The organism is Streptococcus parasanguinis (assembly GCF_016648855.1).
GTDB classification, from domain to species: Bacteria; Bacillota; Bacilli; order Lactobacillales; family Streptococcaceae; genus Streptococcus; species Streptococcus parasanguinis_L.
The window spans coordinates 1-21197 of record NZ_JACLQU010000010.1 but is presented as its reverse complement, the minus strand read 5'-3'; the positions used below and the strand labels follow the sequence as shown (position 1 = coordinate 21197).

General features: G+C 35.3%; 20 protein-coding genes and 2 tRNA genes. 17 read left to right on the top strand and 5 right to left on the bottom strand.

Annotated elements, in window-relative coordinates; all coding sequences use genetic code 11:
* Window positions 1-5 precede the first annotated feature (5 nt).
* From H7T92_RS07055 to rlmH, 4 genes are all read right to left on the bottom strand, one after another.
* Complete coding sequence (locus H7T92_RS07055; RefSeq protein WP_003009229.1) at window positions 6-764, bottom strand: response regulator transcription factor; 759 nt, start codon at window positions 762-764, stop codon at window positions 6-8.
* Window positions 761-2101, bottom strand: coding sequence for a sensor histidine kinase (locus H7T92_RS10370; RefSeq protein ID WP_201037400.1), 1341 nt, complete (start codon window positions 2099-2101; stop codon window positions 761-763). Before H7T92_RS10370 ends, H7T92_RS07055 begins: the two co-directional genes overlap by 4 nt.
* Before the next feature lie 349 nt (window positions 2102-2450).
* Window positions 2451-2524 (bottom strand) — tRNA-Arg (locus H7T92_RS07045).
* 42 nt (window positions 2525-2566) lie between these two features.
* Window positions 2567-3046: a 23S rRNA (pseudouridine(1915)-N(3))-methyltransferase RlmH gene (gene rlmH, locus H7T92_RS07040; RefSeq protein ID WP_003009233.1), complete on the bottom strand. Its 480-nt coding sequence runs from the start codon at window positions 3044-3046 to the stop codon at window positions 2567-2569.
* A 204-nt stretch (window positions 3047-3250) separates the two neighbouring features.
* On the opposite strand from rlmH, the gene H7T92_RS07035 reads away from it, so the two are divergent.
* The 5 genes from H7T92_RS07035 to H7T92_RS07015 all read left to right on the top strand — a co-directional run bounded on the left by H7T92_RS07035 (window position 3251) and on the right by H7T92_RS07015 (window position 8392).
* Window positions 3251-4432 (top strand): S1C family serine protease, encoded by a 1182-nt coding sequence (locus tag H7T92_RS07035; protein WP_201037399.1) that lies wholly within the window; start codon window positions 3251-3253, stop codon window positions 4430-4432.
* Window positions 4433-4503: 71 nt separating this feature from the next.
* A complete protein-coding gene (locus H7T92_RS07030; protein ID WP_023920003.1) occupies window positions 4504-5265 on the top strand; it encodes a ParB/RepB/Spo0J family partition protein in 762 nt (253 codons plus the stop codon).
* 268 nt (window positions 5266-5533) lie between these two features.
* Entirely contained in the window at window positions 5534-6892 is a 1359-nt protein-coding gene (dnaA, locus tag H7T92_RS07025) for a chromosomal replication initiator protein DnaA (protein ID WP_070664927.1), read from the top strand.
* Between the two features lie 159 nt (window positions 6893-7051).
* Window positions 7052-8188 carry a DNA polymerase III subunit beta gene (gene dnaN, locus H7T92_RS07020; RefSeq protein WP_201037398.1) on the top strand — a complete coding sequence of 379 codons (1137 nt, stop codon included), beginning with the start codon at window positions 7052-7054 and terminating at the stop codon, window positions 8186-8188.
* Between the two features lie 12 nt (window positions 8189-8200).
* Complete coding sequence (locus H7T92_RS07015) at window positions 8201-8392, top strand: DUF951 domain-containing protein (protein WP_003002008.1); 192 nt, start codon at window positions 8201-8203, stop codon at window positions 8390-8392.
* 35 nt (window positions 8393-8427) lie between these two features.
* Here H7T92_RS07015 and H7T92_RS07010 read toward each other — a convergent pair whose 3' ends face one another.
* Window positions 8428-8925 carry a DUF1307 domain-containing protein gene (locus H7T92_RS07010; RefSeq protein WP_049492778.1) on the bottom strand — a complete coding sequence of 166 codons (498 nt, stop codon included), beginning with the start codon at window positions 8923-8925 and terminating at the stop codon, window positions 8428-8430.
* A gap of 177 nt (window positions 8926-9102) precedes the next feature.
* Here H7T92_RS07010 and ychF point away from each other — a divergent pair, with 177 nt between their 5' ends.
* From ychF to H7T92_RS06955, 12 genes are all read left to right on the top strand, one after another.
* A complete protein-coding gene (gene ychF / locus H7T92_RS07005) occupies window positions 9103-10218 on the top strand; it encodes a redox-regulated ATPase YchF (protein WP_003009244.1) in 1116 nt (371 codons plus the stop codon).
* A 68-nt stretch (window positions 10219-10286) separates the two neighbouring features.
* Complete coding sequence (pth, locus tag H7T92_RS07000) at window positions 10287-10856, top strand: aminoacyl-tRNA hydrolase (protein WP_155168184.1); 570 nt, start codon at window positions 10287-10289, stop codon at window positions 10854-10856.
* Between the two features lie 4 nt (window positions 10857-10860).
* The gene (gene mfd / locus H7T92_RS06995) at window positions 10861-14355 is read left to right on the top strand and encodes a transcription-repair coupling factor (RefSeq protein ID WP_201037397.1); all 3495 of its coding nucleotides are present in this window, start codon (window positions 10861-10863) and stop codon (window positions 14353-14355) included.
* A 68-nt stretch (window positions 14356-14423) separates the two neighbouring features.
* The gene (locus H7T92_RS06990) at window positions 14424-14690 is read left to right on the top strand and encodes an RNA-binding S4 domain-containing protein (RefSeq protein ID WP_003002258.1); all 267 of its coding nucleotides are present in this window, start codon (window positions 14424-14426) and stop codon (window positions 14688-14690) included.
* The gene (locus tag H7T92_RS06985) at window positions 14683-15051 is read left to right on the top strand and encodes an FtsB family cell division protein (protein WP_003010764.1); all 369 of its coding nucleotides are present in this window, start codon (window positions 14683-14685) and stop codon (window positions 15049-15051) included. The genes H7T92_RS06990 and H7T92_RS06985 overlap by 8 nt, the downstream gene beginning before the upstream one ends.
* 3 nt (window positions 15052-15054) lie before the next feature.
* The gene (locus H7T92_RS10455; protein ID WP_003009253.1) at window positions 15055-15183 is read left to right on the top strand and encodes an SP_0009 family protein; all 129 of its coding nucleotides are present in this window, start codon (window positions 15055-15057) and stop codon (window positions 15181-15183) included.
* Window positions 15155-16441: a serine hydrolase gene (locus tag H7T92_RS06980; RefSeq protein ID WP_201037396.1), complete on the top strand. Its 1287-nt coding sequence runs from the start codon at window positions 15155-15157 to the stop codon at window positions 16439-16441. Before H7T92_RS10455 ends, H7T92_RS06980 begins: the two co-directional genes overlap by 29 nt.
* Window positions 16441-17715, top strand: coding sequence for a tRNA lysidine(34) synthetase TilS (tilS, locus tag H7T92_RS06975; protein WP_201037395.1), 1275 nt, complete (start codon window positions 16441-16443; stop codon window positions 17713-17715). The genes H7T92_RS06980 and tilS overlap by 1 nt, the downstream gene beginning before the upstream one ends.
* Before the next feature lie 4 nt (window positions 17716-17719).
* A complete protein-coding gene (gene hpt, locus H7T92_RS06970; RefSeq protein ID WP_155200094.1) occupies window positions 17720-18262 on the top strand; it encodes a hypoxanthine phosphoribosyltransferase in 543 nt (180 codons plus the stop codon).
* A gap of 10 nt (window positions 18263-18272) precedes the next feature.
* Window positions 18273-20246 carry an ATP-dependent zinc metalloprotease FtsH gene (ftsH, locus tag H7T92_RS06965; protein WP_023920009.1) on the top strand — a complete coding sequence of 658 codons (1974 nt, stop codon included), beginning with the start codon at window positions 18273-18275 and terminating at the stop codon, window positions 20244-20246.
* Between the two features lie 90 nt (window positions 20247-20336).
* Window positions 20337-20408 (top strand) — tRNA-Glu (locus tag H7T92_RS06960).
* A gap of 155 nt (window positions 20409-20563) precedes the next feature.
* The gene (locus tag H7T92_RS06955) at window positions 20564-21043 is read left to right on the top strand and encodes a sigma-70 family RNA polymerase sigma factor (protein ID WP_003009261.1); all 480 of its coding nucleotides are present in this window, start codon (window positions 20564-20566) and stop codon (window positions 21041-21043) included.
* Window positions 21044-21197: the final 154 nt, after the last annotated feature.

Genomic DNA, 21197 nt, shown 5'->3' with positions numbered 1-21197 from the left:
AATTGTCAAGCACTAAATTCTAAATTTTGCTCTTCAATTAATTTTTTGGCACGTTTGATATTGCTTCTTGAGATTGGACAAGAATAGCCTTCTTTCAACAGTAGCTGTTTCTTTTTCTTATCCATTCCAATGATCATACTTCTATTCACGATAAAAGATTGATGGGGACTGAAATATCTCTCCTCCACATCTTTCTCCAAGACATCTGATAAACTTCCCGCAATTTCTTTTTGAAAATTTTTCCCAACTAAGTTCAATTTATAAGCCGAACCAACAGTTTCAATATAAAGAATATCCTTAAATGGAATTTTTATCTTTTTATCCTTAAAGTCATACTCAAAATAATCTGTCAAATCATCATTTCCAATTTGAATAGTTGTCAGGTACTCAATACACTCCTTGATTTTTAATCTAAATAAATCTTCATTCAAATTTTTATCAATAAAATCTAAGGCAGATACTTTATAACGATAGGTAATCGAAGCGAATTCTGATTTTGTAGTAATAAAAACAATAATGGCATAAGGATTTGCTTCTCGTATTTTTTGAGCAATTTCCAGCCCACAATACTCATTGTCTTGGATATGAATATCTAGAAAATATAATTGGTGGATATCCGAATGTTGGATATAATTTTCAAATTCCGAAATTTTACCGGTAGAAATCACTTCAAGTTTAATTTCTAATTCCTTAGCAATTTCTGCAATGTGTTTTTCTACCCGTATCTGTTGAGAGAGCTCATCTTCTAATAAAAAAATCTTCATTCTTGTTCGTATCCTCCAATCTTCAAAACTTGTAAAAAACGATTTCCTTGCAATTCCGTTTCTAAAAACATCGTTCCATAATTTGCTAAGATTTTTCTCACATTATTTAATCCTAGTCCTCTATTTTCTCCTTTTGTCGAATAGCCTTCTTCATATATTTTTCTAATATCAAAAGTGATTTCATTTGTTGTATTATGAATCACTAAGTAAACAATTTTTGAAATAGAGAAAATAGCAATATGAACTCTCTTTTCTTCTGCTTCTTTTGAAGCTTCCAAAGCGTTTGTCACCAGAATCCCAACGATTCTCACGATATCTAATAAATCAACTGGTAGTTGCTCGATTGGTTCACTCGTTTCAAAAGTCATTTCCACCCCAGCATCTCTTGCATCCAACCAGCCTCGAATCAAAATACTTCGTAAAGCAGAATCTTTGATATTGACCAAGTTGAATCCTGATAATGCTTCTGTATTGATCTCTTTATAACCTTTTTCCAATACTTCTCTATGAATTCTCTGTATTTCTGGAATATTTTCTTCCTCAATAGCTAATGACATAGAAATAACTAAATTTCCCAAATCATGACGAAATCCCCTAACAATAGAATAGAGACTTTGAATTTCAGCCATATACCGACTCATTTGTTGCTCAGAAAATTCTTTATACTCCAGTTCTAAATTTTTACGATACTGATCTCGCTCGATTTTCATATGGAATAAGCTGACTACAAAAGAGAAAAAACAAATCGTTGCCAACATACTCCCAAAATTTTTAAATTGCGCTTGTTCACTAATCCATAAAGCAAAATTAATCACTACAAATATAGCAAAATAGACACAGATGAGTCTCTTTAAATATTTTTCAAATTCTTTCTCATAAAAAGGAGTGAAATCAAATTCAAATAGGTCAATTAACTTCAAAATGATTCCTAAAGAAAGCAAACGAATACACATATTGTAGACAATCGAGTAAGCTGCTACTAAAGCATCTCCCAACACTGAAGAGACAATTATCGTCAGAAAAGTTGCTGTTCCTTCAACCGCTAAATAAGTAAAAAAAGAATAAAAAATGGCGCACAAGCGATTCGTCCGATTGGCATAATGATAATAAGGATATAAATAAACCGGCCATAAAAGCATATTTAAATCAGAGAGTCGAATATTTGAAAATAAAGTCACATCTAAAAATACTAAGAGACTTTCAAAAAGAAGAACAAAGGTGCTCAGCAGAAAGATAAATGCAAATTGATGTTCCTGATAGATTTTTTCGTCCACTAATGCAAACGTCAGAACAATGATCCCTCCCAAGAGAAAAGACAAGATTAATGACTGAATCACACAAACTCTCCCACTTTGTTTTTTCTATTTTATTATACTCTAGTATTATTATAAAAAAATAAAATTTTATATACAAAAAATTATAATATAAAATAGCCTAAAATTAAAGGGAATAGGTAAAATTGTAATGTTTTTAATGTTTTTGTTACATGAATGAAAACTATTTTACACAATTTATATAATCTACACTTTGCACTATATAGGGATTGTTAGTTCTTTTTTAAAATATTCCTAATAAATCATTTCATTACTATTAATCTATAGCAAAGTATACAAAAATTAATAGATAATGAAAATTTATACATTTTAACATAAAAGAAAAGATGCAGCAAAAGCTGCATCTTTCATTTGATCCCAGCAGGATTCGAACCTGCGACCGTTCGCTTAGAAGGCGAATGCTCTATCCAGCTGAGCTATGAGACCGAACTTACTTCATTTTAGCAGAAAAAGGAAGGAGCGTCAAGGTTATTTATGGTAAGGACTCCCCTGTTGAATCATGAAAGCACGATAGATTTGTTCCACCAACACTAATTTCATCAACTGATGAGGAAGAGTTAATTGACCAAAGCTCATTAATAAATTTCCTCTTTTTTTCACTTCAGGAGACAGACCAAGACTGCCTCCAATAACAAAAGTAAGGTTTGAATAACCAGATGTCATAATCTGGTCAATCGTTTGACTAAATTTCTCTGAAGGAAATTGTTTTCCTTCGATGGCTAATACAATCACATATTCCTTATCTGAAATCTTAGAGAGAATTCGTTCCCCCTCTTTTTCAAGGATTTGTTGATTTTCGAGTTGACTAGCACGATCTGGAGTTTTTTCATCAACTAACTCAACCTGTTCTACTTTTGCAAATCGACCAAGCCTTTTAATATACTCCGCGATCCCATCTTTTAAGTATTTTTCTTTTAATTTTCCAACGGTTATCAATTTAATTTTCATTCCCCTATTGTAGCATAATTCTTCAATTCCACAAATAATCCACAGCTATAGAAAGGAAATCTATTCTATAAAGTCCTTTTTAAAGCCATTTCTCAACTAAATTCTACAAGTTATCCACAAATTGTGGATAACTTTAGTTATTTAAGATATAATTAAGAAAGTTTTTCTATACTCTAGACAATTTGATATCCTTAGGAGGAAAATATGAAATCTTCATCTAATTTACTGAAAAAAATTGGAAACGTAGCCCTCATTTTTGTTGTAGGTTTTCTAGGTGGTATTCTTGGAACCTTTTTAACCTTACAAACCTCTCATTCTTCTACTTCAAATACTGAAAGTAAGCAAGTACACTCAACCACTGTTAAAACAGCTTATAAAAATACAACCTCAACTAGTGAGGCCGTAGACAAGGTGAAAAATGCTGTAGTTTCTGTGATTACTTATTCTGATTCTTCGAATCAAGGGTTATTTGAAAAAGAAGAAAACTCTGACTCACAAATTTCTAGTGAAGGTTCTGGGGTCATTTATAAAAAAGAAGGAAAATATGCCTACCTTGTTACCAACACCCATGTCATCAATGGTGCTAAAAAAGTAGACATTCTTTTAGCAGATGGGAATAAAGTGCCTGGAGAAGTAGTTGGATCAGATGTCTATTCTGATATTGCAGTCGTTCGCATTAGTGCGGATAAAGCAAAGGCAGTAGCTGAATTCGGAGATTCAAACCAATTAACAGTCGGTGAGACTGCAATTGCAATCGGTAGCCCTCTTGGAACTGATTATGCGAATTCTGTTACTCAAGGGATCATTTCTAGCCAAGGTCGCAATGTGAATTTGAAAGCTGATAATGGACAAAATATCTCTACACGCGCCTTACAAACAGACGCAGCCATCAACCCAGGGAACTCTGGAGGGCCATTAATCAATATTCAAGGACAAGTCATTGGGATTACCTCAAGTAAAATTTCAAATAATGGACAAACTTCAGTAGAAGGAATGGGATTTGCTATTCCTGCAAATGATGTTGTCAATATTATCAAACAGCTAGAAGAAAAAGGAAAAGTAGTTCGACCAGCTCTTGGAATCCAAATGATGGATTTATCCAACCTTTCAACTTCTGATTTAAGCCAATTAAAACTTCCTGAAAAAATCTCTGGAGGAGTACTAGTTCGTTCAACACTTGAAAAAATGCCTGCTTCAGATAAATTGCAACGTTATGATGTCATCACAAAGATCGATGATACAGATATCGAGTCAACTGCAGATTTACAATCCGCCCTCTATTCTCACCAAATCAATGATACAATCAAGGTCACATTCTATCGTGATGGAAAACAACAAACAACTTCTATCAAGTTGACAAAATCAACTGAGGATCTGAGCGATTAACTTTCACTTTCTTGACATACTTGTAAACACACCTTTACGAATTTGTAAAGGTGTGTTATTCTATTCATAAGATGGAAAAATTAGAAAAAATAGCGGTAAAGGACATTCGAACCAATCCTTTCCAACCAAGAAAAGTATTTGATCAAGAAAAATTAGAAGAACTGGCTCAGTCAATCAAAGAAAATGGCTTAATTCAACCCATTATTGTCAGAAAATCTCCAATAATTGGTTTTGAATTGCTTGCAGGTGAAAGACGTTTTAGAGCTTCAAAAATTGCTGGATTAGAGCTTGTTCCTGCGATTATTAAAGAGTTAACAGATCAAGAAATGATGCGACAAGCCATTATTGAAAATCTTCAACGAGAAGATCTCAATCCAATTGAAGAAGCTATCTCCTACCAGAAGCTAGTTGATCATGGCTATAAGCACGACCAAATCGCTCAATTTATGGGGAAATCTAGACCCTATATCAGCAATATGCTTCGCTTGTTACATCTAGCTCCCTCTGTTCAAGAAGCAGTCATTCAAAATGATATTTCTTCGGCTCACGCGCGTGTTCTTGTTCCTCTTGATGAAGAAGAGCAGCGCTTTTGGTTGGAGCGAATCAAACAGGATCATTTAAATGTTCGAACATTAGAAAATAAGATCAGTTCAAAAAGAAAACAGAAAAATAAAAAAGCAAAAGAGAGCTTCCTACTAGAAGAGGAACAACGATTGAAAAAAATATTAGGAACAGATGTGACGATACACTCCTCTTCTCAAAATAAAGGAACTATCCAAATTTCTTTTTCTAGTCTTGATGAATACCAACGAATTATCAACAGCCTTAAATAAGGCTGTTATTTTTATTTTTTGTATTGACAAGCTTTTCCACCATAAAAATCTTTTGTAAATAGCAGAAAAATAAGGATATTCACTAGTTATCCCCACTTTGTGGATAACTTTTAAAAACAATGTGAATTTAAATCCACAACTTGTGGAAAAAGTTTAAAACTATAATTTAATTTCATGAAATTTAGCCTGTGGAAAACTATTTTTGTTTGTGGTAGAATAGGAGTACGTATGATTTGATACAATTCAAGAAAAGGAGGGAAGTCTGATAGTGTCACAAGAAGAGCAATTTTGGTCTCGTTTTTTAGAATTAGCCCAATTACAACTAAAAGATAGTGCCTATGATTTTTTTGTCGCCGATTCAAAATTAGTAAAAATCGATGGAGAGACGGCTACCATTTATCTTGATGGAAATTATAAAGAATTATTTTGGGAAACAAATCTAAAAAATGCTTTGATCACAGCCAGCTTTGAAGTCTACAATACAGATTTGAAGTTCCATTTCGTTTTTGAAGATACCGAAGAAATTCCTAGTAGTCATATCAGTGAGAATAGGAGATTATCTTCAGGTAGCTTAACAACCGAACCGTTGCCTAAAATTGATACAGGTCTGAAATCAAAGTACACCTTTGATAATTTTGTGCAAGGGGATGGAAATATTTGGGCGAAAGCAGCAGCGCTTGCAGTTTCTGAAAATCTTGCAACAACATACAACCCTCTCTTTATCTATGGTGGACCAGGGCTTGGAAAGACTCACCTATTGAACGCAATTGGAAATCAAATCCTAGAAAATATTCCAAATGCACGGGTTAAGTATGTCCCAGCAGAAACCTTTATTAATGAATTTTTAGAACACCTTCGATTAGGAGAAATGAAGACGTTCAAGAATACCTATCGAAGTCTTGATCTTTTACTAATCGATGATATCCAGTCACTTGGCGGGAAAAAAGTCACGACTCAAGAGGAATTCTTTAATACCTTTAATGCCCTCCATAGCGACAACAAACAGATTGTTCTAACAAGCGATCGAAGTCCGGATCATTTAGATAGTCTTGAAGAGCGGCTGGTTACTCGTTTCAAATGGGGACTAACGCAAAATATAACACCACCTGATTTTGAAACTCGGATTGCCATCTTACGGAATAAAATTGAAGATCTAGACTATATTTTTCCTAATGACACACTGGAATATCTAGCAGGTCAGTTTGATTCAAATGTCCGAGACTTAGAAGGTGCCTTAAATGATATTTCTTTAATGGCGAAGGTGAAAAAACTAAAAGAAATTACGATCGATGTTGCTGCTGAAGCTATTCGAGCTCGTAAAAACGATAATAGCAAGACGCTTGTCATCCCCATTGAAAAAATTCAGGAAGCAGTTGGAGCCTTTTATGGAGTCAGTGTAAAAGAAATCAAAGGTTCTCGAAGAGTTCAGAATATTGTCCTAGCACGACAAGTGGCCATGTATCTTTCAAGAGAGATGACGGACAACTCACTTCCTCGAATCGGAAAAGAATTCGGTGGAAAAGACCACACGACTGTCATTCATGCTTATGAAAAAATTAAAAGTATGGTCGACACAGATGATAATCTACGACTCGAAATTCAAAGTATCAAGAAAAAGCTAAATTAATCTGTGGATAACTTCCTCTAAACTTCTAGGGGTTATGCACAATTTTTAAACAAGTAACTTTTTAAGTCATAGATAGGATTCTGAGAGTTTTCCACAACTTCCACACAATCTACTATTACTATTATCTTACTAATCATAAAATAAATAAAAGGAATGACCATGATAAATTTTTCTATTAACAAAACTTTATTTTTACAAGCACTAAATACTACCAAAAGAGCGATCAGTTCAAAAAATGCTATTCCAATCCTTTCCACGATTAAAATTGATGTAACTCCAGAAGGAGTTGCCTTATCTGGATCGAATGGCCAAATTTCAATTGAAAACTTTATTTCTATCAAAGATGAAAATGCTGGTTTATTGGTGACCTCTCCAGGTTCTATTTTATTGGAAGCAACTTTCTTTATTAATGTGGTTTCAAGTTTACCAGATGTTACTTTAGATTTTAAAGAGATTGAACAAAAACAGGTTCTTTTAACAAGTGGAAAATCAGAAATTACACTTAAAGGAAAAGATGCAGATCAATATCCACGTATTCAAGAAATTGCTGCAAGTAATCCATTAGTTTTGGAAACAAAATTATTAAAACAATTAATTAATGAAACAGCATTTGCAGCAAGTGTACAAGAAAGTCGTCCAATTTTGACAGGTGTTCACTTTGTTTTATCGGATAATAAAGAGCTAAAAACAGTAGCAACAGACTCTCACCGTATGAGTCAAAAAGTGATTATACTGGAGAAAAATGGAGACAACTTTGATGTTGTCATCCCAAGTCGCTCTCTTCGTGAATTCACCTCTGTTTTTTCTGATGATATTGAAACAGTTGAGGTTTTCTTTGCTAACAATCAAATTCTCTTTAGAAGTGAACACATTAGTTTCTATACCCGTTTGCTAGAAGGAAATTATCCTGATACAGACCGTCTCATTCCAACAGAATTCAATACAGAGGCAACCTTCAATGTGGCTAACCTTCGATTTGCAATGGAGCGTGCTCGTCTTCTTTCAAATGCGACTCAAAACGGTACGGTTAAATTAGAGTTCAAAAATGGAGTGGTTTCTTCCCACGTTCATTCACCAGAAGTTGGGCGAGTAAATGAAGAGATCGATACGAGCGCCGTTTCAGGAGAGGATTTGTCTATTAGCTTTAATCCAACTTATTTGATCGAAGCGCTCAAAGCTATTGATAGTGAACAAGTTGTTATTCGTTTTATTTCTTCTGTTAGACCGTTTACATTGGTTCCAGAAGGAAATGAACAAGGGTTCATTCAATTGATTACGCCAGTTCGCACAAATTAACAAAGGTGAATCATGTATACGTTAGGTGATTTTGTAGAAATGAAAAAGCCTCACGCTTGTGTGATTAAAGAAACAGGCAAGAAGGCAAATCGTTGGGAAATTACGCGACTTGGTGCAGACATAAAAATCAAGTGTAGCAATTGTGATCATGTGGTCATGATGAGTCGCCATGATTTTGAACAGAAAATGAAGAAAGTACTATAAAAGGTTCAGTCACTTATGTGACCGAACCTTTTCGATTATTTTAATTCTTCAAATTTTCCATTTTTAACTTCTTTGAAACCACCCTGTTTCATCATATCAAAAGTTGATTTGAAGCTGATATAGTCGACTTTTTTATCTTTTTGTGTCGTTACTAATTTCTTTTCAATTAGCTGATCTAAGTCTGCCTTTTCATAATTTAGTGTTGTTTTTTCAACCATATAATCATCTTTATATTCAGCAGAATGTGTGAATCCTTTGACATCTTTGTATTCTTCATCATATTTATCGATCATTTCCTTTAATTGATCTTTCGTAACTCCCGACTCTTTGTAATAAATAGTAGTGGTGGTTTGGTTACTGATCGCTTTATCACCTTTATGTTCTAGTGTAATACGAACATCTGTTTTCTTTTCTTGGTTGATTGCCTGAAGATAGGATTTTTGAACAGATTGTTGTCCACAAGCTCCAAGAAGAAAGAGAGTAAAGATAGCGATTAAAGAAAGAAAAATAGATTTCCATATTTGTTTTTTCATCTGAAAAACTCCTTTATTCATTGTTAAATAGAGTATACCATATTTATCTTTTTAGAACGTTACAGTTTGATGAAAAAATCTAGTTTCAAAGGTCATGAAATATTTAATTTTTCATCATTTGTCTTTTGAATTATGTTATAATAAAAGAGATTGAAATTTGAACGGAGAAAAAGAAAAATGGCATTAACAGCAGGTATCGTTGGCTTACCAAACGTTGGTAAATCAACCCTATTTAACGCAATTACAAAAGCAGGAGCAGAGGCCGCAAACTATCCCTTTGCGACAATTGATCCAAACGTCGGGATGGTAGAAGTTCCAGATGAACGCCTCCAAAAATTGACGGAAATGATTACTCCTAAGAAGACAGTTCCGACTACTTTTGAATTTACAGATATTGCTGGGATTGTGAAAGGAGCTTCTAAAGGGGAAGGACTTGGTAATAAATTCTTGGCCAACATCCGTGAAGTAGATGCCATTGTCCATGTAGTGCGTGCTTTTGATGATGAAAATGTCATGCGGGAGCAAGGTCGTGAAGATGCCTTTGTTGATCCACTGGCAGATATTGATACCATCAATTTAGAATTAATTTTAGCCGACTTAGAGTCTGTCAATAAACGCTATGCGCGTGTAGAAAAAATCGCTCGTACACAAAAAGATAAGGATTCTGTTGCGGAATTTAACGTCCTTCAAAAGATTAAGCCAGTTCTGGAAGATGGGAAGTCAGCTCGGACCATTGAATTCACGGAGGAAGAACAAAAAGTGGTGAAAGGACTTTTCCTTTTGACTACCAAACCAGTTCTTTATGTAGCCAATGTGGATGAAGATGTTGTTGCAGATCCAGATTCTATTGACTATGTGAAGCAAATTCGTGACTTTGCGGCAACAGAGAATGCGGAAGTCGTGGTGATTTCTGCGCGTGCTGAGGAAGAAATTTCTGAGCTAGATGATGCAGATAAACAAGAATTTTTAGAGGCGATTGGCCTAACAGAGTCTGGAGTTGATAAACTCACGCGTGCAGCTTACCACTTGTTGGGACTTGGCACTTATTTCACAGCTGGTGAAAAAGAAGTGCGTGCTTGGACCTTCAAACGTGGCATGAAAGCTCCTCAAGCAGCTGGAATCATCCACTCTGATTTTGAAAAAGGATTTATTCGTGCCGTGACCATGTCCTATGATGATTTGGTCAAATACGGTTCTGAAAAGGCTGTAAAAGAAGCGGGACGCTTGCGCGAAGAAGGAAAAGAATATGTTGTCCAAGATGGGGACATCATGGAATTCCGTTTTAATGTATAAGAGAGTTAAAAAAATGTAAAGGTTGGAAAAAATATTTCCAACCCTTTTAGTGTTTTGAAAGGAAAGAGATGACGAAATTAATTGTTGGATTGGGAAATCCAGGTGATAAGTATGTTGAAACGAAACACAATGTAGGCTTTATGTTAGTTGATCAAATGGCAAAGTCTTTAAATCTTACTTTCTCCCATGATAAGATTTTTCAAGCTGATATCGCCTCAACATTTTTGAATGGCGAAAAGGTCTATTTTGTAAAGCCGACCACTTTCATGAATGAGAGTGGAAAAGCAGTCCATGCCCTTCTGACTTATTATGGTCTGGAGATTGAAGATCTTTTAGTTATTTACGATGATTTAGATATGGAAGTTGGCAAGATTCGTCTTCGAGCTAAAGGATCAGCTGGAGGTCATAACGGAATCAAATCGATTATCAATCATATTGGAACTCAGACTTTTTATCGAATTAAGATTGGAATTGGAAGACCTAAGCAGGGCATGTCAGTTGTTCATCATGTCTTAGGGAAATTTGATAAAGACGATTACATCACTATTCTACAAACAATTGATCGAGTAGAAGAAGCGGTTAACGATTACTTGGTAGAAGAAAATTTTGAAAGAAGCATGCAGAAATACAACGGGTAAGTAGATGAATGTAATTGATTTAGTGAGTCAAAACTCCAACCTTCTATCCTGGCAACAAGGTTTGCAAAAAAATAATAGGGAATTGATCTTAGGATTGTCTGCGACCACAAAGGCTATTGTAATGGCTTCAGCCTTTGATTCTATTGAAAAAGCAGTCCTCATTACTTCCAGTTATAACGAAGCAGAACGATTGGCCAGTGATTTTATTGCTTTACTTGGAGAAGAGAAAGTCCATACATTTTTGGGAGATGATAACCCTTTAGCAGAATTTGTTTTTGCTTCACAAGAAAGGCAATTTTCACGATTAGAGGCTTTGCACTTTTTATGTCAAGAGGATCGTCAAGGCATCCTTGTGACCAATGTGAGTGGTATAAAACTACTATTACCTTCTCCTAAAGTTTTTGCATCTAGCATTTTTCAATTGAAGGTTGGTCAAGAAATAGACTTAACTACTCTGAGTGAAACATTACAGAAGATTGGCTACCAAAAGGTGAGCCAAGTTTTGCAACAGGGAGAGTTTAGTCTACGAGGAGATATTTTAGATATCTTTGAGATCGACCAACTCCAACCCTATCGGATTGAATTTTTCGGAGATGAGATTGATGGAATCCGAATCTTTGACCCAGAAAGTCAGCGTTCTGTTGAAAATGTTGAAGAAGTTCAACTGAAGGCAGTGAGTGATCTATTGTTGCAAGAGGAAGATTTTATACGTGGTCAGCAGCAAATAGAACAATTGCAAGAACAGAGTGCAAATGAAGAATTTAAATCTTATCTAGCAGAAATTCTGGGAGATATTTCTCAAAGGAAACTCCATCCGGATCTTAGAAAATTTATTAGTTTCTTTTACGAGAAGCAATATACCCTATTCGATTATCTCCCTAAACACACTCCAGTCTTTCTGGATGATTATCAAAAAATAGCCGATCAAATAGCGAGATTTGAACTAGATACAGCTAATCTCTTGACGGAAGATTTACATAAAAATAGAGCTTCTTCTCGCCAAGTGTATTTTGCAGACACCAGTACAACATTACGAAAATATACGCCTGCAACTTATTTTTCAAACTTTCAAAAAGGATTGGGAAATCTGAAGTTTGATCATTTGTATCAATTCAATCAATATCCCATGCAGGAGTTTTTTGGACAATTTGATTTACTAAAAGAGGAAATTGAACGGTATCGAAAATCAAACTATACTGTTATTGTCCAAGCAACTTCTCATCACAATCTTCAACAGCTCCATAAAAATTTAGAAGAGTATGGGATTCGATTAGATTATATTGATGGGGATACGATCATTCCTCAAGCTAGTCAATTAGTCGTTGGAGGATTAGCTCACGGTTTTCAATTTGTTGATGAAAAAATTGTCTATATTACAGAATCAGAGATTTATCAGAAAAAGATCAAACGAAAGATTCGCAGGCAAAATATTTCCAATGCAGAACGCCTAAAAAATTATAATGAACTGGAAAAAGGGGACTATGTTGTTCACCAAGTTCATGGTATTGGTCAATATTTGGGAATTGAAACGATTGAAATTTCGGGTGTCCATCGTGATTATGTTTCAATTCAATATCAAAATGGAGATCGCATCTCGATTCCTGTCGATCAGATTCAGATGTTGTCCAAATACGTTGCAAGTGATGGAAAAACGCCAAAAATTAATAAGTTAAATGATGGGCGTTTCCAAAAAACGAAGCAAAAGGTTCAGACCCAGGTGGAGGACATTGCGGATGATTTGATAAAACTTTATGCGGAGCGTAGTCAATTAGAAGGCTTTGCCTATTCCAAAGATGATGAAAACCAAGAGGCTTTTGAACAAGATTTTCCATATATTGAAACAGATGACCAATTACGTTCCATTGAAGAAATTAAAAAAGATATGGAATCGAATCGTCCGATGGACCGATTGCTGGTTGGAGACGTCGGTTTTGGGAAAACAGAGGTCGCTATGCGAGCAGCCTTTAAGGCAGTAAATGATCATAAACAAGTAGCAGTGTTGGTTCCTACCACTGTTCTTGCCCAACAACATTATGCCAATTTTAAGGAGCGTTTTGAATCTTTTGCAGTAGAGGTTGCTGTTTTAAGTCGTTTCCAGAGTAAGGCAGAGCAGAAAGAAACGCTTGAAAAGTTGAAAAAAGGACGAGTGGATATTATTATTGGAACTCACCGGCTCTTGTCCAAAGATGTTGTTTTTTCAGACTTAGGCTTAATCGTGATTGATGAAGAACAACGTTTTGGAGTGAAGCACAAAGAAACCTTGAAAGAATTGAAAAAAAAGGTGGATGTGCTTACCTTGACAGCTACCCCTATACCTCGAACTCTTCATATGTCTATGCTAGGAATTCGAGATTTGTCAGTCATCGAAACACCTCCGACCAATCGGTATCCTGTGCAAACTTTTGTATTAGAGACCAATCCAACCATTATTCGAGACGCTGTGTTGCGGGAGATGGATCGTGGAGGACAAGTGTACTATCTTTACAACAAGGTAGATACAATTGAACAAAAGGTGTCTGAATTAAAAGAGTTGATTCCAGAGGCTTCGATTGGCTTTGTTCATGGTCAGATGAGTGAGGTTCGCTTAGAAAATACCCTGTTGGACTTCATTAATGGCGAATACGATGTCTTAGTGACGACAACCATTATTGAGACAGGTGTGGATATTCCAAATGCTAATACACTCTTTATTGAAAATGCGGATCATATGGGACTTTCAACTCTTTATCAACTAAGAGGTCGTGTGGGACGAAGCAATCGAATTGCTTATGCTTATTTGATGTATCGTCCAGACAAATCTCTTACAGAAGTGTCTGAAAAACGCTTAGAAGCTATTAAGGGTTTTACTGAGTTGGGGTCTGGCTTTAAAATTGCTATGCGAGATTTATCGATCCGTGGAGCAGGGAATATCCTTGGAGCTTCTCAATCTGGTTTCATCGATTCAGTTGGTTTTGAAATGTATTCTCAATTGTTAGAAGAAGCTATTGCTAAGAAACAAGGCCAAGAGCATCGTAGGCAAAAGAGCAATGCAGAGTTGAACCTTCAAATAGATGCGTATTTACCTAATGAATATATTTCAGATCAACGTCAAAAAATTGAAATTTACAAACAAATTCGTGAAATGAATTCTGCGACAGACTATGAGTACTTGCAAGATGAATTGATCGATCGTTTTGGAGAATACCCAGATGTTGTCGCCTACCTACTTGAAATTGGTTTAGTGAAAGCTTACTTGGATCAAGTCTTTGTCCGTCTTGTTGAGAGAAAACAACAAAAAGTGACAGTGAAATTTGAACCTATTGCCAAACAACTGTTTTTAACACAGGATTATTTCAAAGCTCTGTCAATGACACAGTTAAAGGCACAGATTGCAGAAGAAAAGGGATTGATTGAAGTGATCTTTGATATTCGAAACAAGAAAGATTTTGAAATTTTAGAAGCTCTGAAGCAATTTGGTCAAACCTTATTGGAAATTAAACAGGAAAAAGAAGAGAACTAGCAGTTCTTAGCTCATTTTTCGCATTTTATGTATAAAAAATGATACAATACTATGTTAGAGGTGACAGTATGAGATTAGATAAATATTTGAAAGTTTCTCGCATTATTAAGCGTCGCCCTGTTGCAAAGGAAGTTGCAGATAAAGGGCGGATCAAAGTCAATGGAGTATTAGCCAAAAGTTCAACGGATTTGAAAGTGAATGATCAAATTGAAGTTCGTTTTGGAAATAAAGTATTGACGGTTAAAGTCTTGGAAATGTTGGATAGTACCAAAAAAGAAGATGCATCCAAAATGTACGAAATCATTAGTGAAACAAGGATAGAAGAAGATGCCTAAAAATATCGTTCAAATGAACAATAAATATATCAAAGACGAAAGTCAGCGAAAACGTTTTTTAGAAGAAGAAAGAAAAAAACGCAATCGTTTTATGGGACTCGTCTTGATATTGGTCATGTTACTGTTTATTCTTCCAACTTATAATTTAGCCCAGAGCTATCAATCGCTACAAGATAAAAAAGAACAATACAAACAGTTGGAAAAAGAGTATAAAGAGACAAGTGAACAAAAAGAATATCAACAAGACATCGCTAAAAAATTAAAAGACGATGATTACGCAACAAAATATGCACGCGCCAAGTATTCTTTTTCAAAAGATGGTGAATATGTTTATACCATCCCAGATTTACTCCCCCAATAACCGATGGAAAATATTTTACAAACAGTTAAACAATTTCTTGAATTTTCGGATGAAAAATTAGAGGAATTAAAAAAGAAAAACCAAATGATCAAACTTCAAAAGGATGAAAAGGAAAGGAATACAGGTGTCTAAACGATTTCTGCTCCTATTGTTAGTTCCAATTTTATTTATTGGGTCTCAAGCAGCGAGTGTTGAGCAGTCTGAGTCTTCTCAGACAATGGCTCATCCATCAGAACTTTATTTTTCTTCAATTCCAGCAAACCCTAATGTCTATCGCAAAATTTCTATTTTCTCTGATCCTCAGTTGAAAAAAACAAAAGGAGAAATTCTCCCAAATTCACCATTTACAATCGAACAACTCTTTGTAAATGATGAAGGGAAAGCTGTATTTAAAATAGCAGAGAAAGGATATGTATTAGCAGATTCTTCTGTCATTTTTTCTGATGTTGTACAAGAAACACAAGAAAAAAAACAAGACATGTGGCTAAAACCTGGTTTTAAAGTGTACGACCGCCCCTTAATAAATGGTGCAAAAGAAAAAAATACACCTCTTTCTCCTTATACAAAAGTGACAGTCTTACGTACAGCTAAGACTTTACGAGATGAGTTTGTAGAGATTGAAGGTCAGGGCTGGGTGAACAAAGAATTCGTCACTGAAAAAGATAATCGAATGGAAAAAGTCCAGGAATTGTTAAATAGTAAATACAATTCTCCTTCGTATGGAATCTACGTAAAACAATTAGCGACTGGAAATACTGCTGGAATCAATCCGCAAAAAGAAATGTATTCTGCCAGTGTAACGAAATTACCATACTTGTACTATGTCCAAGAGCAGCTCAATAAAAAAGCCATTTCTCCATCTACAACCTACAAGTATATTCCAGAAGTCAATGACTTTAAAGGTGGTTATGAACCAGAAGGAAGTGGTAGTATTTCAAAAACAGCAGATGGTAAGGATTATAGTGTCCAAGAATTAGTAGATAAGATTGCAAAAGAATCCGATAATGTTGGCCATAATATCTTGAATTATTATGTCACTCATCAATCAGATCAAGATTTCCAAAAAACTTTGGATAAAATTGCAAAAAAACATTGGGATGTTGAAAAAAGAGAAGCATCCGCTGAAATGGCTGGTAATGTCATGGAGGCTGTCTATCAACAGAATGGCTCAATTATTGATGCGCTCTCCTCTACAAAATTCGATGATCAACGGATTGCGCGTGACATTCCAGTAAAGGTTGCTCATAAAATTGGAGATGCCTATGATTTTAGACATGATGTTGCGATTGTCTACACAAATTCACCCTATGTACTAGCCATTTTTACAGATCATTCGAATTATGATACGATTTCCAACATTTCAAAGGATATCTATGAGGTATTGAAATAATGGAAAAGCGATTTTTAGAGTTTTGTGAAAAACAAGATCTATTTACTCCCCATCGCCGTGTTTTGGTTGCCTTATCTGGTGGATTGGATTCAATGAATCTGTATGAACTTTTATATAAGAATAAAGAACGATTGAAAATCCATCTGGTACTCGCTCATGTCAATCATGGACAAAGACCAGAATCAGATTTAGAAGAAAGTGAACTTCGAACGCTAGCTGATAGGCGAGAGACACGTATTCATGTGGCTCACTATTCGGGTGATTTTACGGAAGCAAAAGCTCGTACCTTTCGTTATGATTTTTTTAAACAGATTATGGAAAAAGAGGATTGCACCGCTTTAGTAACAGGTCATCATGCAAACGATCAAGCCGAAACAACTTTCATGCGCTTAATACGAGGAACAAAATTACGCCATTTAAGTGGTATTCCTGTACGCCAACCATTTGGCAAGGGTGAGCTAATCCGTCCTTTGTTAACTTTTACCAAAGATGAGTTGATGGAAATTCCTCACTTTGAAGACAGTAGTAATGACTCACAGGACTATTTTCGAAATCGTGTACGCCATCAATACCTTCCAGAATTTGAAAAAGAAAATCCTCAAATGCAAGCAAGTCTTCGTTATTTAGCAGAGGAAGTGACTCATTGGCACCAAGCACTGAAAGAATTGACTAGCGAGTTAACCATTCAAGATTTAGCTTCTTTTAGAACGTATTCTGATTCTGTACAATCATTCTTATTAGAAGAGTATCTGGCACAATTTCCAGATTTGCAACTTGGTAGGGTACAGTTTCAAGAATTATTAAATTTACTGCGAAAAAAAAGAAATTGCGTTCATTTTTTAAAGTCGAATTATGAACTACATCAAGAATATGATTTCTTTGAAATACAAAAAATCAGTCAAAAGTCGGATGACCACCCTCTCCCATTTTTGTTAGAATTTGGGAATATCTTTGAAATTGCAAATTATAAACTATCTTTTGGACAACCATTAGTAGGGGAAAATGTAGAAATTCTTTCTGTTTCACGCGAAACTCCCATCTTAATTAGAAGGAGAAAGGAAGGAGATCAGCTACTTGTTAATGGCCACCATCAAAAATTAAGACGGTGGTTTATCAACCATAAAATTCCAATTTCTCTTCGGCAAAAGGCTCTCATTATAGAACAAAATCATAATATTCTTTCTGTAGTGGGATTGGTAACGAGTGATTTGAGTAAGCCCTCAAAAAGTGGTATAATGAAAGATAGTCTTTATATTCAAAAAATAGATAGGTAAAAACATGTTAGAAAAAGATATAAAAAAAGTATTGGTTTCACATGATGAAATTGTAGAAGCAGCAAAGAAATTGGGTGAAACTCTCACAAAAGAGTACCAAGGAAAAAATCCAATTTTTGTTGGAATTTTGAAAGGCTCTGTTCCATTTATGGCAGAGTTGATCAACCACGTGGATACACATATTGAATTGGATTTTATGCTGGTTTCAAGTTATCATGGTGGTACAGCAAGCTCAGGTATCATTAATATTATCAAGGATATCGACCAAGATATTACTGGTAGAGATATTTTATTTGTAGAAGATATTATCGATACAGGTAAAACCCTCAAAAATCTAAAAGAACTCTTTGAAGAACGAAATGCAGCATCTGTGAAGATTGCTACCTTACTGGATAAACCTGAAGGACGTTTGGTTGAGATCGAAGCAGATTACACCTGCTTTACGATTCCAAATGAGTTTGTTGTAGGATATGGTTTAGACTATGATGAAAATTATCGTAACCTACCCTATGTTGGTGTATTAAAAGAGGAAGTGTACTCAAAATAGAGGAGACTAGATGAATAACAGAAAAAATAACGGTTTTGTTCGAAATCCATTTCTGTATTTGTTGATTATTGTAGCGGCTGTGACAGGATTCCAGTACTTTTTTGCGGGTAATGGAGTTGGTCAAAGTCAGCAAATCAACTACACAGAATTGGTCAAAGAAATTAAAAATGACAATGTAAAAACGATCAGTTACCAACCAAATGGTAGTGTGATTGAAATTGCAGGGACCTATAATAAAGCTAAAGAATCAAAAGATGATACTGGAATTCAATTTTTTACCCCAAGTGTTCAAAAAGTATCTCGCTTTACTAGTGTCATCCTTCCATCTGATATCACCGTCAATGAATTACAAAAATTAGCAGCTGATCACAAAGCAGAAATCACCATCAAGCGTGAGAGCTCAAGTGGCATGTGGATAACCATTCTCACTTCAATTGTTCCATTTGTTATCGTCATGTTCTTCTTCTTCTCTATGATGAACCAAGGTGGTGGCGGAGGTGCCAGAGGTGCGATGAATTTTGGTCGCAATAAAGCCCGCGCTGCTAATAAAGAAGATATTAAAGTTCGTTTTTCAGATGTAGCAGGAGCTGAAGAAGAAAAACAAGAACTTGTTGAAGTTGTTGAATTTTTAAAAGATCCAAAACGCTTTACTAAATTGGGTGCAAGAATCCCAGCAGGTGTGCTTCTTGAAGGCCCTCCCGGAACTGGTAAAACCCTTTTAGCAAAAGCAGTAGCTGGTGAAGCTGGAGTGCCATTCTTCAGTATCTCTGGTTCTGACTTCGTTGAAATGTTTGTCGGAGTCGGCGCTAGCCGGGTTCGTTCACTTTTTGAAGATGCTAAAAAAGCAGCTCCAGCTATTATCTTTATCGATGAAATTGATGCTGTTGGGCGCCAACGTGGTGTAGGTCTTGGTGGTGGAAATGATGAACGTGAACAAACCCTCAACCAGCTCTTGATTGAGATGGATGGTTTTGAAGGTAACGAAGGAATCATTGTTATCGCAGCAACTAACCGTTCTGATGTCCTTGACCCTGCCCTTCTTCGTCCTGGCCGTTTTGACCGTAAAGTATTAGTTGGACGTCCAGATGTGAAGGGTCGTGAGGCAATTCTTCGTGTTCATGCTAAGAATAAACCACTTGCTCAGGATGTGGACTTGAAATTGGTTGCTCAACAAACACCAGGATTTGTCGGTGCTGATCTCGAAAATGTTTTGAATGAAGCAGCCTTGGTTGCAGCTCGTCGAAATAAAAAAGTAATTGATGCTGCTGATATCGATGAAGCAGAAGATCGTGTTATTGCAGGTCCATCTAAGAAAGATCGGACGATTTCACAAAAAGAACGTGAAATGGTTGCTTATCACGAAGCTGGTCATACAATCGTTGGTTTGGTCTTATCAAATGCTCGTGTGGTTCATAAAGTTACCATTGTTCCACGTGGTCGTGCAGGCGGTTATATGATTGCCCTTCCTAAAGAAGATCAAATGTTACTTTCTAAAGAAGATATGAAAGAACAATTAGCTGGGCTCATGGGAGGACGTGTTGCCGAAGAAATTATTTTCAATTCGCAAACAACGGGTGCTTCAAATGACTTTGAACAAGCTACCCAAATGGCGCGTGCAATGGTAACAGAATATGGTATGAGTGAAAAACTTGGACCAGTCCAATATGAAGGAAATCATGCGATGTTTGGTGCTCAAAGCCCACAAAAAATGATTTCAGAACAAACAGCTTACGAAATTGATGAAGAAGTTCGTGGTTTGTTGAATGAAGCCCGTAATAAAGCAGCAGAAATTATTCAAGGAAATAGAGAAACGCATAAACTAATTGCGGAAGCTCTATTAAAATATGAAACCTTGGATAGTGTTCAAATTAAATCATTATATGAAACAGGAAAAATGCCTGAAAATTCAGAGCATGAATTAGAAGAAGAAGCAAAACCTCTATCATATGATGAAATTAAGTCAAAATTAGAAGAAAACAACTAATTCAAAAGAAGGAAAATATTTCCTTCTTTTTTATTAAAAAAGTGTTGACAGAGTAAAAATATTCTGTATAATAGAATATGTTGTAAAAATGGTCCGTTGGTCAAGGGGTTAAGACACCGCCTTTTCACGGCGGTAACACGGGTTCGAATCCCGTACGGACTATCGATAAACTGTCACCAAGTGGCAGTTTTTTTTGTGTATTTGAACAAAATAGTCAAAAATAATAACCAAATAGTTAAAAAAACGTGCAGAATAGAAAAAAAGTCCAATGAGCTTCTTTATTTTTATAAAATACAGATAAAAGTAAAGGAGAGCTTATGGAATTTAATAAAATGTATCAAAAAGTAAAATATATCGTAAGAAAATGTGAAAAAGAGTATTATATTCAATTATGGGAAAAGGATGATTGGGAACAAGAAGGTCAGCTAACTCTGTTTGAACTTTATCAAAAAAATCCTGAAATTGAAACAAATGAAGAATTACTTTATACATATTTCAAAACAAAATTTAGAAATCATATTAAAGATAAAATAAGACAACAGGAAAGTGATAAGAGAAAAATTAATAGACTTCCATATATTGAAATTGGAGAAATTAGTCACAGAATTTCATCAAGAAAAATATATTTAGATGAGCTGGTTGTTCTGAGAGATGCATTAAAACGTTTTAAAGAAAAATTAACAGTAAAAGAAAAAGAACAATATGAAGCATTACTAGCAAACAGAAGATGTCTAGGAAAAACAAAAATGAAAAAGAAATTAGAGAACTATCTAAAGGATTTTAAAAATTCAATTTAAGAACTGAAAGTTGACAGTGTATAAATGAACTTTCAAAAAAATAAATTTTTTTGGAAAAAAGTATTGACAGTAAGGGTAGGTCATGATATACTAATATAGTTGTCGCGCGAGAGCGACAAAGACCTTTGAAAACTGAACAAGACGAACCAATGTG